Origin of the sequence: Streptococcus sp. NSJ-72, assembly GCF_014334035.1 — a bacterium.
GTDB lineage: Bacteria > Bacillota > Bacilli > Lactobacillales > Streptococcaceae > Streptococcus > Streptococcus constellatus.
The window spans coordinates 1,258,222-1,275,377 of sequence record NZ_CP060489.1 but is presented as its reverse complement, the minus strand read 5'-3'; the positions used below and the strand labels follow the sequence as shown (position 1 = coordinate 1,275,377).

Genomic DNA, 17,156 nt, shown 5'->3' with positions numbered 1-17,156 from the left:
ATAAACTGAAATTAAAAAATTTTCAGAATTTTGCAAAAAGCCATTGAAAATATCTAAAAATAGTGTAAAATTAAAAACATAAGTTCAAAAAGGAGAATGTTATGTCAGTAAATCTTGATTGGGGAAACCTAGGCTTTTCCTATATGAAATTACCTTATCGTTATCTCGCTTATTATAAAAACGGTCAATGGGAAAAAGGAGAATTAACTGAAGATGCTACTTTGCATATGTCTGAATCTTCTCCCTGCATTCATTATGGACAACAGGCTTTTGAAGGAATGAAAGCATATCGCACAAAAGATGGCAGCGTTCAACTATTTCGCCCGGATCAAAATGCAAAACGTCTACAACGTACCTCAGATCGGCTCTTAATGCCACAAGTTCCGACTGATATGTTTGTTGATGCAGTTAAGCAGGTTGTTCTTGCAAATGAAGAATACGTTCCACCGTATGGAACAGGAGGGACCCTTTATATTCGTCCGCTGTTGCTAGGTATCGGGGACATCATTGGCGTAAAACCAGCCGATGAATATATTTTTACTGTATTTGCTATGCCTGTTGGAAATTACTTTAAAGGAGGCTTGCAACCAACTAATTTTCTCATTCAAGAGGAATACGATCGTGCGGCTCCACATGGAACAGGTGCAGCTAAGGTAGGGGGGAACTATGCAGGAAGTTTTGTTCCTGGTCAATATGCGAAAACAAACGGATTTTCAGATGTAATCTATTTAGATCCTGCAACTCATACCAAAATTGAAGAGGTGGGTTCTGCCAATTTCTTTGGTATTACCGTAGATAATGAATTTATCACACCACTTAGCCCATCTATCCTGCCTTCTATCACAAAATACTCTCTTCTATACTTAGCAGAGCATCGTTTGGGCATGAAAGCTATTGAGGGGGATATTTTCATAGATGATCTAGATAAATTTGTCGAAGCAGGGGCTTGCGGCACAGCAGCGGTTATCTCTCCAATTGGTGGTGTTCAGCATGGTGATGAGTTTCATATTTTTTATAGCAAAACAGAAGTTGGACCTGTTACTCGAAAACTTTATGATGAATTAACCGGCATCCAATTTGGCGATGTTAAAGCACCAGAAGGCTGGATCGTAAAAGTTTAAAAATGTTTGAAGCTATCTCTCGGTTGAGGTAGCTTTTATTATCACATATCACTTGCTAGTTTTCCTATTTTTTTGTAAAATAGAGACTTGAAAGAGGTATATGATGAGTAAAAAAGATAAAAAGATTGAAATCCAATTGGCAGATAGCCAAGTCAAAGTAGGAACTGACCAGCACGAAGGTTATGTTCTATCAATTGGAAAAAAAGTCATTGGTCAAATTGCTGAGTTTAACGGGCAATTTGCTATCATAAAAAATGAAAATGTTGATAGTTTTTATAAAAAACTTGAAAATGCTGTGGAAAAATTGATTGAAACCTATAATTTGAGTAAATAAATGCTTGTATTTTCTTTTCATCAATGGTATAATGAATACTGTTGATTATACAGGAGAGGTAGCGAAGAGGCTAAACGCGGCGGACTGTAAATCCGCTCCTTCGGGTTCGGGGGTTCGAATCCCTCCCTCTCCATGAGCGTACTTAATTTTTAATGGTATGACCACGTTCTTTTTTGGGGTATAGCCAAGCGGTAAGGCAAGGGACTTTGACTCCCTCATGCGTTGGTTCGAATCCAGCTACCCCAGTTCTTAGGTAATATATCAGATAAATGGTAAAATATCTTAGGGTATTTTATTTCTTTATAGGGTGAGAAACGTTAAAGATAGTTCAATGTCATTGCGGTGCTTAGGAAAAATATTATAAGTATGTCAAGCGAGAAATGCTTGATTGTTGGAGGATTTTTTTAGATGAATGAATTTGAAGATTTGCTAAATAGTGTTAGCCAAGTTGAGCCAGGCGACGTCGTTACTGCTGAAGTATTGACTGTTGATGCGAACCAAGCTAATGTTGCAATCGCTGGAACTGGTGTGGAAGGTGTTTTGACCCTTCGTGAATTGACAAACGATCGTGATGCTGACATTAACGACCTTGTAAAACCAGGTGAAACACTTGAATTGCTTGTTCTTCGTCAAGTAGTGGGTAAAGATACGGATACAGTTACTTACCTAGTATCTAAAAAACGTTTAGAAGCTCGCAAGGCATGGGACAAGTTGGTTGGACGTGAAGAAGAAGTTGTTACTGTAAAAGGGACTCGTGCTGTTAAAGGCGGACTTTCAGTAGAATTTGAGGGACTTCGTGGATTTATTCCTGCTTCAATGCTAGATACTCGTTTCGTTCGTAACACTGAACGTTTTGTAGGTCAAGAATTTGAAGCAAAAATTAAAGAAGTGGATCCAAAAGAAAATCGCTTTATCCTTTCACGTCGTGAAGTTGTAGAAGCTCAAGCAGCAGCAGCACGTGCTGAAGTGTTTGGTAAATTGGCTGTTGGTGACATCGTGACTGGGAAAGTTGCACGTATCACAAGCTTTGGTGCTTTTATTGATCTTGGTGGTGTTGACGGACTTGTTCATTTAACTGAATTGTCACATGAGCGCAATGTTTCACCAAAATCTGTTGTATCAGTTGGCGATGAAATCGAAGTAAAAGTTCTTGATTTGAATGAAGAAGAAGGTCGTGTATCGCTTTCTCTTAAAGCTACAACCCCTGGACCATGGGACGGTGTCGAACAAAAACTTGCTGCCGGTGATGTTATCGAAGGTACAGTTAAACGTTTAACAGATTTCGGTGCTTTTGTAGAAGTATTACCAGGTATTGACGGACTTGTCCATATTTCACAAATTTCACATAAACGTGTTGAAAATCCAAAAGATGTGCTTAAAGTCGGTCAGGAAGTAACTGTGAAAGTTCTTGATGTAAACGCTGATGCAGAACGTGTATCACTTTCTATCAAGGCTCTTGAAGAACGTCCAGCACAAGAAGATGACCAAAAAGAAAAACGTCAATCACGTCCTCGTCGTCAAAAACGTCAAGAAAAACGTGACTTTGAACTTCCAGAAACTCAAACTGGATTTTCAATGGCTGACTTGTTTGGTGATATTGAATTATAATCAAATAAAAGGATTGGAATTTATCATTTCAGTCCTTTTTTACTTGTTATTTTTATAAAATTTTTATATAATAAAATAGTTGCCACCCTTAGTGTAATGGATATCACGTAAGATTCCGGTTCTTGAGATGGGAGTTCGATTCTCTCAGGGTGGATTGTGTTTATTACTTGAAAGTCTTGTTTTATGCAAGATTTTTTATTTTTACAAAGGAGATTGCGAATGCCTATAAAATTGATTGCTCATGCTCTAATTGAAAAAGATGGAAAATATTTGCTTATTAAACGAAGTAAAATAAAACGTGGTTCTCCAAACATGTATCCAGAATATTGGGATATTCCAGGAGGTAGTGTGGAAGAAGACGAATTGCCGCGAGAAGGTGCTGTACGAGAAGCGATGGAAGAAGTCAACCAAAAGATACAATTAAGTGAGATACTTCATGAGGATAGCTGTTACGATGATACAAAGGGCATTGTTTTTACGCGTCTAGTGTATAAGGCGAAATTGCTAGAATATAATAGAGAGATAAAACTTGATCCGGAAGAGCATACAGCATTTCGCTGGATTCAGACCTTATCGGATATGAAAGAAGAAACAATTGTTCCATATTTAAACGATCTATTCAAATAAGTTATAAAGTAAGGCTAAGATAATATTATCTTAGCCTTACTTTACGCTAGTAAAAGCTATTAATATAGTTGAAAGAATAGATAGGACTTATGAAACAGTTCCAATAACATTCGCTTTTCAAACTCGAAAGAACAATTTTTTTCATTCATACTTCAAGATTCTAAAGGAATGTTAGGTAACGAAGCTAAAACCGCAAACTAAAAAATTTCAAATTTTATTCCTGTTTTAAAATGAAAAAACTCCTTGATAAAACAAGGAGTAAGAAAGGAAATTCTTTAGTTTTTAGCTACTGAAGCAAATTCTTCTTTAGAGAAAGCATCATTGATGATATCTTTCAATTGTTTAGCAGAAGCTTGCATTTTTTGTTTTTCAGCATCATTCAACGGGATATTTACTGGACGTACGATACCATGTGCGCCAACAATAGCTGGTTGTCCAATGTAGCAATTTGTAACACCAGGATATTGACCTTCTTGGAATACCGAAAGTGGAAGAACTGAATTTTCGTCATCAAGGATAGCTTTTGTAATACGAGCTAAGGCAACTGCGATACCATAGAATGTTGCACCTTTTTTATTGATAATTGAGTATGCAGCATCACGAACGCCTTCAAATAAGTCAACCAATTCAGCAGCATTGAAGTTTTCTACGTCTTGAAGATAATTTTCAAGGTTGACACCTGCAACGTTAGCATGTGACCAAACAGCGAATTCTGAATCACCATGTTCTCCCATGATGTAAGCATGGACAGAGCGAGCATCTACATCTAATTTTTCAGCAAGCGCTTGACGGAAACGTGCTGAGTCAAGAGAAGTACCTGAACCAATGACACGTTCTTTAGGGAATCCAGAGAATTTCCAAGTTGAGTAAGTCAAGATATCAACTGGGTTAGCAGCCACAAGGAAAATACCGTTAAATCCTGACTCAACAATTTTGGTAACAACATCTTTATTGATGCGGAGGTTTTTTTCAACCAATTGAAGACGAGTTTCACCCGGTTTTTGTGGTGCACCAGCAGTCAAAACAACAAGATCTGCATCGTGCGCATCAGCATATTCTGCTGAATAGATTTTCTTAGGTGAAGTGAAGGCAAGGGCGTGGCTAAGGTCTTCAGCATCTCCTTCTGTCTTTTCCTTGAAAATATCAACGATACCAAGTTCTTGAGCGATACCTTGGTTGACAAGAGCAAATGCGTAAGAAGAACCTACAGCACCGTCACCGACAAGGATGACTTTTTTATGTTGTTTAGTAAGAGTCATTTTGCTAAACATCTCCTTTATTTTATTGGGGAACATTTTCCCTTTACAACTTCATTCTATCACTTTTGTAACATTTTGTCACGGATATAATACATATCATCTTATGTAAACGTTTTTATGATAAGGGGTGTTTACTGAAAAAAATCATGATTTATGTTATAATGATATGGTCATATAAATTGAAGAGAGGCATTTTTTAATGCAGGATAATAATTTAGTCAATGTGAACTTAACGAGCGAAATGAAGACGAGTTTTATCGATTACGCCATGAGTGTCATTGTGGCTCGTGCCCTTCCTGATGTTCGAGATGGTTTAAAGCCTGTTCATCGAAGAATATTGTATGGAATGAATGAACTAGGTGTTACCCCTGATAAACCACATAAGAAATCTGCTCGTATTACGGGTGATGTTATGGGTAAATATCACCCACACGGAGATTCCTCTATCTATGAAGCGATGGTGCGGATGGCGCAATGGTGGTCTTACCGTCATATGCTGGTTGATGGTCACGGAAACTTTGGTTCTATGGATGGAGATGGTCCCGCAGCACAACGGTATACAGAAGCTCGTATGAGTAAAATTTCGCTTGAGATGTTGCGCGATATTAACAAAAATACAGTTGATTTTGCGGATAACTATGATAGTAGCGAACGTGAGCCATTAGTCTTACCGTCGCGTTTTCCTAATTTATTGGTTAATGGAGCAACTGGGATTGCTGTGGGGATGGCTACCAATATTCCTCCCCATAATCTTGGTGAAACCATTGATGCCGTTAAATTGATTATGGACAATCCAGATGTAACAACGCGCGATCTTATGGAAGTATTGCCTGGTCCAGATTTTCCAACGGGAGCTTTAGTCATGGGAAGGTCGGGAATTCACCGTGCTTATGAAACTGGAAAAGGTTCTATCGTTTTACGTGCTCGGACAGAAATCGAAGAAACTAAATCTGGTCGAGAACGGATTGTTGTTACCGAATTTCCGTATATGGTCAACAAGACAAAAGTCCATGAACATATTGTCCGGCTTGTTCAAGAAAAACGGATTGATGGAATTACGGCAGTCCGTGATGAATCTAACCGAGAAGGTGTTCGCTTTATCATTGAAGTGAAGCGTGATGCAAGTGCGCATGTTATTTTAAATAACTTATTTAAACTCACGCAAATGCAGACGAATTTCAGTTTCAATATGCTAGCGATTCAAAATGGAGTGCCTAAAATTCTCTCCTTGCGTGAAATTCTGCTTGCTTATATTGAACATCAAAAAGAAGTGGTAACTCGTCGGACGATTTTTGATAAGGAAAAGGCCGAAGCACGTGCCCATATTTTAGCAGGTTTGTTGATTGCGCTTGATCATATTGATGAAGTCATTCGCATTATTCGAAATAGTGAAACGGATGCTGAAGCACAAGCGGAATTAATGTCACGTTATGAGTTATCTGAACGTCAAAGTCAAGCAATTCTGGATATGCGTCTTCGTCGTTTGACAGGATTGGAGCGCGATAAGATTCAGTCTGAATACGATGATTTAATGAAATTAATTGCGGATTTGACAGATATATTGGCAAAACCAGAACGAGTTGTTGCGATTATCAAAGAAGAGTTGGAAGAAGTCAAACGTAAATTTTCTGATAAGCGCCGTACGGAACTAATGGTCGGGGAAGTTTTATCTCTTGAAGATGAAGATTTAATTGAAGAGGCTGATGTTTTAATCACGCTTTCCAATAAAGGTTACATCAAACGGCTAAATCAAGATGAATTTACAGCTCAAAAACGTGGTGGTCGAGGGGTTCAAGGGACAGGTGTTAAGGATGATGACTTTGTTCGTGAATTAGTTTCTACTAGTACACATGAACGCTTGCTCTTTTTCACCAATAAAGGCCGTGTTTATCGTTTGAAAGGTTATGAAATTCCTGAATATGGTCGTACAGCGAAAGGGTTGCCAATTGTCAATTTGTTGAAATTGGACGAAGGTGAAACAATTCAGACAATCATCAATGTTCAAGCTGAACACAATGATCATTCTTATCTTTTCTTCACCACGCGCCATGGTGTGGTAAAACGAACTAGCGTAACAGAATTTGCTAACATTCGTCAAAATGGGCTAAAAGCTTTGAATTTAAAAGATGAAGATGAGCTAATCAATGTCTTTCTGACAGATGGGCAAACAGACATCATTATCGGAACAAAAATGGGCTATGCTGTACGATTTAATGAAAATCAAGTTCGCAACATGGGACGAGCTGCAACTGGTGTACGTGGTGTAAATTTGCGCCCAGATGATCATGTTGTGGGAGCTAGCGTTATTTCGGATAATCAAGAAGTGTTAGTCATTACTGAAAAAGGTTATGGTAAGCGAACTTTGGCTAGTGAATACGCTACGAAAGGACGTGGTGGAAAAGGAATGAAAACAGCGAATATCACTGAAAAGAACGGTCCATTAGCGGGGCTTATGGCCGTGAACGGTGATGAAGATTTAATGATTATCACAAATACAGGTGTCATTATCCGAACAAATGTTGCTAACATTTCTCAAACAGGACGTGCAACTTTGGGTGTTAAAGTAATGCGACTAGATAAGGGAGCGCAAATTGTTACTTTTACAAGTGTTGAAGCAGAAGATGAAAAAGAAGTGGATGAATAATAAACTAGATAAAAGGAAATGTTATGTCATCAAGAAGAAAAAAACATAATAAAAGAAAAAATATTCTGATTAACATTGTTGCGACATTGCTAATTATTGTAGCGCTTGCACTTATTTTCAACTCTTCTATTCGTAATATGATTATGGTCTGGCATACCAATAGGTATCAAGTGAGCAATGTTTCAAAAGATGAGATTAATAAAAATAAAAAAGCCAAAACCAGCTTTAACTTTGACAAAGTAAAATCATTGTCAACTGAAGATGTGATTAACGCCCAATGGCAGGCTCAGCAACTACCAGTTATTGGTGGAATTGCAATTCCAGAGCTTTCGATGAATTTGCCAATTTTTAAGGGACTAGATAATGTTGGTCTTTATTATGGTGCAGGTACGATGAAAGAAACACAGCAAATGGGGAAAGGGAATTATGCATTGGCGAGTCACCATGTGTTTGGAATTACAGGTGCAAGTAATATGCTATTTTCTCCGTTAGATCGTGCAAAAGCCGGAATGAAGATTTACCTAACAGATAAAGAGAAGATATATACTTATTCCATTACTTCTGTTGAAAATGTTTCACCTGACAGAGTAGATGTGATTAATGATCGTGAAGGAGTCAATGAGGTAACGCTAGTGACCTGCGAAGATGCTGCAGCTACTTCGCGAACGATTGTTAAAGGAACACTAGAAGGAGAAACTTCTTACAAGGATGCTCCAAAAGAAATTTTGAGTGCATTTAGTAAAACATATAATCAAATGCAACTATAAAATAAAAGAAGCTGGGCAAAGATTCCGTTTTTAGTAAAAATTAAGTAGCTAACAATAGAAAAGCTTAAAATCAACGTTTTTAATAACTTGATTTTAAGCTTTTTTCATTATTCAGGAAGTTTTTGCTTAACCTTTTTCGTTAGCTGAAAGTAAAACGACTCGTGTTAAATTTTGATGACAACTCAATTACCATCACTAAATCGCAAACAAATCGTTAAGGTTTTCAGCTAGGGTTGGATGAGTAAAGATTTGTTTTGTGAAAAAAGTATATGGTATGTTGTTGTCCATAGCTACAGTTAGAATGTTAATAATTTCTTGAGCTCCTTGTGAGAAGATAGTAGCGCCAAGAATTTCTTTAGTTTCTGTGTTTACAACTGCTTTGAATGCTCCTCTGAGGTCAGCATTGACATGTCCACGTGGCATAGCTGAAACTGGAATTTCTTTAGTTGCATAAGGCAATCCTTGTTCTTTAGCTTGTGCTTCAGTTAGACCAATTTGAGCGAGTGGTGGAGCGATGAACATGGTAGTCGGTACATTTTTACGATCATCAAGTGTGTATGAGCCGTCACCTGCTAAATAACTAAAAACTATACGGAAATCATCTAATGAGACATAGGTGAATTGCAATCCACCGTTGACATCTCCAACAGCAAAAACGCCAGAAACACTAGTTTGACAATGCTTATCAACTTGGATAGCACCACGATCTGTTATTTGAATATCTGTATTTTCTAGCTTTAATGGTTCAATATTTGGCTTGCGACCGGTAGCATAAAGCAACGCATCAAAATGAAAACTTTTATTTTTAGTAACGACAATCACCTCGTCACCATCATTTTTAATTTCTTGAGTAAAGACATTTTGAAGAATTTCAATGCCATCTTCTTCCATGTATTGTTTGGCCATGGCAGCGATAGAAGGTTCTACACGTGGTAGAAAGGTATCGGCAGCATCAAGAACAGTGACCTTGCTTCCTAATTTATTGAACAAACCAGCAAATTCAAGACCGATATTCCCACCGCCAAGAATTCCAAGACTTTTAGGTAGTCTATCAAGGTTTTGAATACCTGTTGAATCATAAACATTTTTTGATGTAGTAAGTCCTGGGATTGGTAGAATGTTAGAGATAGCACCTGTATTGATGACGATATTTTCAGCTGTTAATTCTTGTTTTTGGTTACCTGAGACAATTTCAATTACCTTATTGGATAGAAAATGAGCTTCTGCATCAATAATATCGACTCCAGCACCACTAATAGTTGCGTAATTTTTCCCATTGAGTCTGCTAGTAACCGCATTTTTCTCAGTCATTACTTCTTCAAAAGATAATCCTTTTTCTGCAGCTACTAGTAAGGTTTTGGTTGGAATACAAGCGATATTGATGCAAGTTCCGCCGTACATAGCTTTACTGCGTTCAATCAAAGCAACCTTTTTTCCTTGCATTGCCATTTTGGCTGCTAATGTTTTTCCGGCTTTACCAAAACCAATGACAATTAGATCATATATTAACATGGTTTTCCTCCGTTTTTTACAAATATTGTAGCACATCTATTCTGAAATTGCCTGTATTTTGCTCCGTAAAATTGATCTGGCCGCTACATGTAGTGGAAAAAATCTTTATAAAATTCAAGAATTTTATAAAGAAATTTTTAGAATCTGAAAATTTTTTTATTTGGAAAATTTAGATTTTAACCTTTGAAAATCCACTAAAATCAGCATGTATAACACTAGCTTATGGGAAGTTTAATTTATCTTAAGTAGACATTATAGCGTGTTCGATATAAAATGAAAGCGTCAACAAATACTGAGCCTTAAAATGAAAGCGCTCTTATCATACTATTACAAAGGAGTCCATACTATGGCAACCAAAGAAGAAATTTTACGTGAACTATATCCTGAAGATCTTTTCCATTATGCAGATGGTTTGACATTAGGAGAAGCAGAAGTTTTGCAAGAAACTCGTCGTTTGATTGAAAAACATCTTCGTCCTGTTATCAATGAACATTGGGAAAAACCTGATTTTCCATTTGAACAATTTTACACAGTTGCCAAAGGTGCACAAATTATGAACAATCCTAAATTGTTTGAGGGACGTGAAGGCAGCTACAAACCATCAGAACTTTATATCGCATTCCTTTACTTGGAATTGGCTCGTTTTGATACATCAATGGCTACATTCTATACTGTTCATGGCGGACTTTGCTATAATACAATCTTGCTCGGTGGTGATGAACGCCAACAAAAAGAATTTCTTCCTAAATTAGCAGCATTTGATTGGCAAGGATGTTTTGCTTTGACAGAGCCACTTTCAGGTTCAGACATTGCAGGTGGACTCGCAACAACTGCTGAACGTGTTGGAGATAAATGGATTCTTAATGGTGAAAAACGATGGATTGGTGGTTCAGATACAGCAGATGTTATCCCAGTATTTGCTCGCGATGTAGCGGATGGTAAGGTTAAATGTTTTATCGTTCGTAAGGGAGCTCCTGGTTACGATGTAGAAGTCATCCAACATAAAATTGCACTTCGGTGTGTTCGAAATGGTCATATTACCATGACAAATGTTGAAGTTCCAGATTCAGACCGTTTAGTAAATATCAATGGATTTGCAGATGTAGCTCGTATTCTTACATTTACTCGTGCTGATGTGGCTCATATCGCTATGGGGATAACTTGCGGATCATTTAATGCAGCCTTGAAATACGCTACAAATCGTCAACAATTCAAACGTCCAATTGCTAAATTCCAAATTATTCAAGAAAAATTGGCTAGAATGCAAGCAAACGCTGTGGCAGCAATCGCTTATTCAGTTCGTATCGCTGAAATGCAAGAAGCGGGTAATGAATTGATGTTAAATTCTGCTCTTGCTAAAATGCACAATTCACTTGTCATGCGTGAAACGGTGGCTCTTGCTCGTGAAACATGTGGAGGCGATGGAATTACTCTTGAAACAGACGTTGCACGCTTCTTTGCAGACGCTGAGGCAGTTTACACTTATGAAGGTTCTCATGAAGTCAACGCTTTGATTGTTGGCCGTGAAATCACTGGCTTAGGTGCATTTGTATAATGACGAAAAAGGAGCGATTGAGGGGTGTATATCATTCAATCGTTCCTATTCTTTCGCTTTAAATTTTGTAACGTACTAGATAGGAGAAAAAATTGAATATTTCAAATGTAATGATCATTGGATCAGGTCAAATGGGAAGTGGTATTGCTCAAGTTTTTGCGCAATCAGGCTTTACGGTGTATTTGAATGATATTAAAGAAGAATTCGTTGAAAGAGGCATCGGAAATATCACTAAGCAACTAACACGCTCCGTTGAAAAAGGTCGTCTTTCAGAAGATGATAAAAATAGTATTTTGAGTAAGCTGATTCCATCAACTTCATATGAGGATGCTAAAAATGTTCAGTTAGTTATTGAAGCAGCTACTGAAAATAGAGATATTAAGTTGAGTATTTTTAAACAATTAGATGAATTGACATCTCCAGAAACTATTTTAGCTTCAAATACCTCATCTTTGTCTATCACAGACATTGCTGCAGCAACAGTACATCAAGAACGAGTCATTGGAATGCACTTCTTTAATCCTGCTCCTGTTATGAAATTGGTCGAAGTAATCAAAGCACTTCAAACATCAGAAGAAGTCGTTAAAGCTGTTCGTGAATTAACTGAAAAAATCGGTAAAACAGCAGTTGATGTTAAAGATTCTTATGGTTTTGTAGTGAACCGTGTGTTGATTCCGATGATTAATGAAGCGATTTTCATTCTCGGAGAAGGGGTTGCAACAGCTGAAGAAATTGATGAAGCTATGAAACTCGGTGCTAACCATCCTATTGGACCATTGGCTTTAGCTGATTTGATTGGTTTGGATGTTTGCTTAGCTATTATGGGTGTATTGAATAATGGATTTGGTGATCCAAAATATCGTCCTGCTCCATTGTTGAAAAAAATGGTTGAAGCTGGTAAACTGGGTCGTAAGACAAAGGAAGGTTTCTTTAAATATTAAGATATAAGGAGCAAGAAATGAAAGAAGCAGTGATTGTATCAGCAGTTCGTACACCATTAGGTTCTTTTGGTGGAAGTTTGAAAAATATTTCAGCTGTTGATTTGGGAAGTTTGGTTATTAAAAGTGCGATTGAACGAGCACATTTGAAAGCAGAACAAATTGATGAAGTGATTATGGGAAATGTGTTGGCAGCAGGACTAGGGCAAAATGTAGCACGTCAAATGAGTGTCAATGCAGGTATTCCAGTCTCTTCTCCAGCCTTTACAGTGAATAAAGTATGTGGTTCAGGACTGAAAACAGTTCAATTAGCTGCCCAAGCAATTTTATGTGGAGATGCAGATATTATTGTAGCAGGTGGTGCAGAAAATATGAGTCAGGCACCATACGTTCTTCAAGGTCAGCGTTGGGGATCTCGTATGGGAGATACAAAAGTGATTGACACTATGTTACGCGACGGTCTGACTGACGCTTTTGGTGATTTCCATATGGGAATCACAGCTGAGAATGTTGCTGAACAGTATGATATTTCTCGTGAAGTCCAAGATGCTTTTGCTGTTCAGTCACAACAACGTGCTGTGGCAGCTATTGAAGCTGGACGTTTCAAAGAAGAAATCGTTCCAGTGATTATTCCACAGAGAAAAGGTGAGCCAATTGTTTTTGATACGGATGAATTTCCAAGAAAAGATGCCTCACTAGAAGGTTTGGCTAAATTACGCCCTGTCTTTAAAGAAGGCGGAACGGTCACAGCTGGTAATGCTTCTGGTATCAACGATGGAGCGGCAGCAGTTGTTGTCATGAGTTTAGAAAAAGCGAAAGAGCTAGGCATTCCTGTTTTAGCAACCATAAAATCCTATGCAAGTGCAGGATTAGATCCGAAAATCATGGGTTGCGGACCAATTTATGCTTCTCGTAAAGCACTTGAAAAGGGTGGCTTTACAACTGAGGATCTCGATTTGATTGAATCCAATGAAGCATTTGCATCGCAAGCATGTGCTGTTGGTAAGGAGTTAAATCTTGATCCGGAAAAAGTAAACGTAAACGGTGGTGCCATTGCACTTGGTCATCCAATTGGAGCATCAGGTTGCCGTATTCTGGTTACTTTGTTGCATGAAATGGAAAAACGCGATGCTAAACGTGGTCTTGCAACTCTTTGTATCGGAGGAGGAATGGGCACAGCAGTTATTGTAGAACGTTAAAAATAATTACCTACTAAATTTAATTTACCATTTGATTTTTTTACTCTGTAAAACAAATTCCATCTAAGACGTTTATCTTAAATGATTCTTAGTAGAATTTGTTTTTTTATTTTGAAAATCAAAAAGTCTTAGTATTTTTTATAACTCTATAAGTTAAACTTATAGAGTTATAAATTAAGATTAAGTAGACGAGAATGGAAAAATGGGATATCATAGCATTGTAAGCTCTTACATTTTGGGTTCAAGTATTTGTTGACACTGTACTTAATATTTCAAATTTTATAAGTAGGAGCATTAAAATGAGTAAAACTGTTTTACTAGAAGTAAAAAACAGCATCGGCTACATTACGATCAATCGTCCTGAAGCATTAAATGCTTTGAGTTCTCAAGTATTAACTGATCTGAATGATGTTCTTGATCAAGTTGAACAAAGTGAAGAAATCCGTGTTGTGATTGTAACAGGGGCAGGAGAAAAGGCATTTGTAGCTGGAGCTGATATTAAAGAAATGAACGTGATGTCGCCAATTCAAGCTTTTGAATATATGACATTTGCAAACAATACTTTTACTCGACTTTCTGACTTACGTCAACCAACAATTGCAGTGCTCAATGGGTATGCACTTGGAGGAGGAATGGAATTAGCACTTTCGACAGATATCCGTATTGGATTTGAAAAGACAGTTGTTGGCTTTCCAGAAGTTGGCTTGGGCATTATTCCAGGATTCGCTGGTACTCAACGTATGTCTCGTTTGATTGGAACAAGCCGTACGAAAGAATTGATTTTCACTGCTCGTACAGTGAAAGGTCAAGAAGCCTACGAACTGGGAATTCTTAACAAGTTGGTTTCAGCTGAAGAACTGTTAACTTCAGCTGAAGAATTGGCTGCTGCAATTATGAAGAATGCACCGTTAGCAGTAGAGAAAGCTAAACATGTTATTCAGGTTGGTTCTGAACTTCCACTTAAAAATGCTATTAGGCTCGAAACTGAAGCAGAAGCATTGTTGTTCTCTACAGAGGATAAAGTAGAAGGGATGCATGCTTTTGTAGAAAAGCGCAAAGCTGTTTTTAATCGCAAATAGTAGGTGGAGGTAGTGGTATGCACATTGTAACATTACCAGAAGCAATTTCTAAGATTAAATCTGGCGATATGGTTGGCATCTCAGGCTTTCTTGGGGTAGGTGAACCATTTGAACTCATTGAAGAACTGATTCGACAAAATCAACAAAACTTAACAATAGTATCGGTGGTGACTTCACAACCCGGTAAAGAAGTTGGTGTTGGTCGTTTATGCGAAAACCACCAAGTAAAAAAATACATCGCTGCTCATGTGGGAACTTCTGCAGCAGTGCAACATGAATATTTTAGTGGTGATATGGAAGTTGAGTTCACACCAATGGGAACTGTGGTAGAACGACTTCACGCTGCTGGAGCCGGTTTAGGAGCTGTCTTGACTCCTACTGGTGTAGGTACTATTTTGGAAAATGACTATGAAAAAGTAGTCCGTAATGGCAGAGAATATCTGGTTTATGACCCTTTGAAAATCGATGTTGCTTTGATTAAAGCTACCAAGTCAGACAAATATGGTAATTTATATATTGACGGTACAACTAAAAATATTTCATTGCAACTAGCGCTTGCAGCTGATACAGTTATTGTCGAAACTAATGACATTGTTGAAGTTGGTGAAATCGATCCCAACGATATATACATTCCAGGAATCCTTGTAGATTATGTTGTTAAAAGTTTGACTGCTGAAGAACATCATGAAATGATGGGGGACCTCTGGACGGAGACAAAAAAATTTGCAGGGGTAGTGTAATATGAAACCAAAAGAAATTATTGCAAGACGTATCGCACTTGAATTTAAGGATGGGGATGTAATCAACCTTGGTTTTGGGATTCCGAACGCTTCTGCTGATTACATTCCTGAAGGTGTGAATGTGATTCTTCAAGCAGAAAATGGGGCACTTCGTTTTGGTGAGACACCGACAAAAGAAAACTACAATGCGAATCTGGCCAACTCTGGTGGAGCCCCCATTACTCTTTTACCAGGAGCGTCTTTATTTGATCTTCAAACTTCTTTCGCTATTATTCGTGGAGGTCATGTTGATGCGACAGTTTTAGGAGCGCTAGAAGTCAGCCAAGATGGCAGTATTGCAAACTGGATTATTCCTGACAAATTCGCGCCAGGAATGGGAGGAGCTATGGATCTTCTCGTTGGTGCTAAAAAAGTTATCGCTGCCATCCAACATACAACTGTTGATGGACAGTCAAAACTGCTGAAAGAGTGCACATTGCCTCTATCAGCTAAAGGAGTTTTGGATTTAGTCATCACAGAACTAGCGGTATTTGGCTTTCAAGATGGTAAATTCCTGCTAAAAGAATTAGCACCCGGCGTCACTCTGGAAGAAGTCCTTGAAAAAACAGCTGGAGACGTAATTGTGTCGGAAGATTTAAAAACAATGTCTATCTAGTTAAAATATCAAGCAAATAGAACTACTGTTTGCCATAAAATGTGTTACTATATGCTTATAAAGAACTTTATCGATGATAAGTTTTTAATCGAACTATTAGCAACTAATCATCTGTATTCAAAATGATTGGTTGCTATTTTATTCTTGACAAATTACATCACAAAAATATTGAAGATAGGAGACGACGAACATGGATATTATTCAAATGACGTATTTTATTAATATCGTTGAATGTGGATGTAATCTTTCAATTGCTGCTAAAAAAATTCATATTAGTCAATCTGCTTTGAGTCAATTTGTCACAAATTTTGAAACCGCTGAAGGACTTCAGCTTTTTAATCGTAGAAATGGAAGGCTAGAAAGTCTGACAGAAGCTGGTGGGAAAATTTATCGTTTTGCAACTGAAATTGTTAATCGTTACGAAGAAATGCAGTCCATGATTCATAGAGAAGCCCAGAAACAAAAAGGTACCATTAGTTTAGGTATTCCTTCTTTGATTTTACGCGTTTACTTTGCCAGTGTGCTCCCTAAATTTTTAAAGGATAATCCACACATCAATATTCAAGTTATAGAGGGTGGAAGCAAGGATTTACGTCAAAAATTTATCGAAGGCGATTTGAATTTTGTTTTATTGATTGAACCAACTAGTTTGGATACAAAAAAATATGAGCAATATATTATCCAAGTCGATGAATATGCGGCTTACATGGACAAAAATCATCCTTTAGCGGATAAAGAATTTTTAGAATGGAAAGACATCGCTGCTTATGATTTGGCGACCTTTAATAAATCATTTACCACTTATGAATTGATAACAGAGAAATTAAAAAACAAAAAAATAAAAACGAATTTTACCTATTTATCATCAACGTGGGACTTTTTAACAGAGTCCACGTATGAGAACGATATGATTGCTATTTTACCTCGTCCAGTAGAGTACTTTGTAGATAAAGATAAATTTAAAGTTGTCCGTTTTAAAGATCCGATACCATTTAATATTTGGTTCTGCAGACCTTATAAAACAAATTATAACGAAGTTGAAGCATATGTTTATGAAGAACTTTTAAAAGATTATTATCAGCCTATTTCAGAGCCTTGATACTTAATAAAGGAGAGAA

At 37.5% G+C, this 17,156-nt stretch carries 14 protein-coding genes, 3 tRNA genes and 1 pseudogene; 16 read left to right on the top strand and 2 right to left on the bottom strand.

Translation table 11 applies throughout. The features are described from left to right. Positions 1 to 98: 98 nt before the first annotated feature. From H8787_RS06240 to H8787_RS06210, 7 genes and pseudogenes are all read left to right on the top strand, one after another. Positions 99 to 1,121, top strand: a pseudogene (locus H8787_RS06240) (branched-chain amino acid aminotransferase); the annotation flags it as partial. A gap of 103 nt (positions 1,122 to 1,224) precedes the next feature. Next, positions 1,225 to 1,455 (top strand): DUF2969 domain-containing protein, encoded by a 231-nt coding sequence (locus tag H8787_RS06235; RefSeq protein ID WP_003069018.1) that lies wholly within the window; start codon positions 1,225 to 1,227, stop codon positions 1,453 to 1,455. A 52-nt stretch (positions 1,456 to 1,507) separates the two neighbouring features. Then, positions 1,508 to 1,588: transfer RNA gene (locus tag H8787_RS06230), tRNA-Tyr, on the top strand. Positions 1,589 to 1,629: 41 nt separating this feature from the next. Further along, positions 1,630 to 1,701: transfer RNA gene (locus H8787_RS06225), tRNA-Gln, on the top strand. Between the two features lie 162 nt (positions 1,702 to 1,863). Continuing rightward, positions 1,864 to 3,063, top strand: coding sequence for a 30S ribosomal protein S1 (rpsA, locus tag H8787_RS06220; RefSeq protein ID WP_003069023.1), 1,200 nt, complete (start codon positions 1,864 to 1,866; stop codon positions 3,061 to 3,063). A gap of 82 nt (positions 3,064 to 3,145) precedes the next feature. Then, positions 3,146 to 3,217 (top strand) — tRNA-Arg (locus H8787_RS06215). Between the two features lie 65 nt (positions 3,218 to 3,282). Continuing rightward, positions 3,283 to 3,690, top strand: a complete 408-nt coding sequence (locus tag H8787_RS06210) for an NUDIX hydrolase (protein ID WP_003069025.1) — start codon at positions 3,283 to 3,285, stop codon at positions 3,688 to 3,690. Between the two features lie 275 nt (positions 3,691 to 3,965). On the opposite strand, the gene H8787_RS06205 is transcribed toward H8787_RS06210, so the two are convergent. Continuing rightward, a complete protein-coding gene (locus H8787_RS06205) occupies positions 3,966 to 4,949 on the bottom strand; it encodes an L-lactate dehydrogenase (protein ID WP_115263180.1) in 984 nt (327 codons plus the stop codon). Positions 4,950 to 5,148: 199 nt separating this feature from the next. Between H8787_RS06205 and gyrA the strand changes: the two genes are divergently transcribed. Both gyrA and H8787_RS06195 read left to right on the top strand, forming a co-directional pair. After that, positions 5,149 to 7,593, top strand: coding sequence for a DNA gyrase subunit A (gene gyrA / locus H8787_RS06200; RefSeq protein WP_222848861.1), 2,445 nt, complete (start codon positions 5,149 to 5,151; stop codon positions 7,591 to 7,593). Between the two features lie 23 nt (positions 7,594 to 7,616). Further along, positions 7,617 to 8,360 carry a class A sortase gene (locus H8787_RS06195; RefSeq protein WP_187327686.1) on the top strand — a complete coding sequence of 248 codons (744 nt, stop codon included), beginning with the start codon at positions 7,617 to 7,619 and terminating at the stop codon, positions 8,358 to 8,360. A 195-nt stretch (positions 8,361 to 8,555) separates the two neighbouring features. On the opposite strand, the gene H8787_RS06190 is transcribed toward H8787_RS06195, so the two are convergent. Then, positions 8,556 to 9,872 carry an FAD-containing oxidoreductase gene (locus H8787_RS06190; protein ID WP_187327685.1) on the bottom strand — a complete coding sequence of 439 codons (1,317 nt, stop codon included), beginning with the start codon at positions 9,870 to 9,872 and terminating at the stop codon, positions 8,556 to 8,558. Positions 9,873 to 10,218: 346 nt separating this feature from the next. On the opposite strand from H8787_RS06190, the gene H8787_RS06185 reads away from it, so the two are divergent. The 7 genes from H8787_RS06185 to H8787_RS06155 all read left to right on the top strand — a co-directional run bounded on the left by H8787_RS06185 (position 10,219) and on the right by H8787_RS06155 (position 17,137). Further along, the gene (locus tag H8787_RS06185; protein ID WP_003069045.1) at positions 10,219 to 11,427 is read left to right on the top strand and encodes an acyl-CoA dehydrogenase family protein; all 1,209 of its coding nucleotides are present in this window, start codon (positions 10,219 to 10,221) and stop codon (positions 11,425 to 11,427) included. A 92-nt stretch (positions 11,428 to 11,519) separates the two neighbouring features. Continuing rightward, positions 11,520 to 12,368: a 3-hydroxybutyryl-CoA dehydrogenase gene (locus H8787_RS06180; RefSeq protein WP_003069048.1), complete on the top strand. Its 849-nt coding sequence runs from the start codon at positions 11,520 to 11,522 to the stop codon at positions 12,366 to 12,368. 17 nt (positions 12,369 to 12,385) lie between these two features. Further along, a complete protein-coding gene (locus tag H8787_RS06175; RefSeq protein WP_187327684.1) occupies positions 12,386 to 13,564 on the top strand; it encodes an acetyl-CoA C-acetyltransferase in 1,179 nt (392 codons plus the stop codon). 299 nt (positions 13,565 to 13,863) lie between these two features. Next, complete coding sequence (locus H8787_RS06170) at positions 13,864 to 14,643, top strand: enoyl-CoA hydratase/isomerase family protein (RefSeq protein WP_187327683.1); 780 nt, start codon at positions 13,864 to 13,866, stop codon at positions 14,641 to 14,643. A 17-nt stretch (positions 14,644 to 14,660) separates the two neighbouring features. Continuing rightward, the gene (locus H8787_RS06165; RefSeq protein WP_003069052.1) at positions 14,661 to 15,383 is read left to right on the top strand and encodes a CoA transferase subunit A; all 723 of its coding nucleotides are present in this window, start codon (positions 14,661 to 14,663) and stop codon (positions 15,381 to 15,383) included. A gap of 1 nt (position 15,384) precedes the next feature. Further along, positions 15,385 to 16,038 (top strand): 3-oxoacid CoA-transferase subunit B, encoded by a 654-nt coding sequence (locus H8787_RS06160; RefSeq protein WP_003069053.1) that lies wholly within the window; start codon positions 15,385 to 15,387, stop codon positions 16,036 to 16,038. 190 nt (positions 16,039 to 16,228) lie between these two features. After that, positions 16,229 to 17,137 (top strand): LysR family transcriptional regulator, encoded by a 909-nt coding sequence (locus tag H8787_RS06155; protein ID WP_115263173.1) that lies wholly within the window; start codon positions 16,229 to 16,231, stop codon positions 17,135 to 17,137. Positions 17,138 to 17,156: the final 19 nt, after the last annotated feature.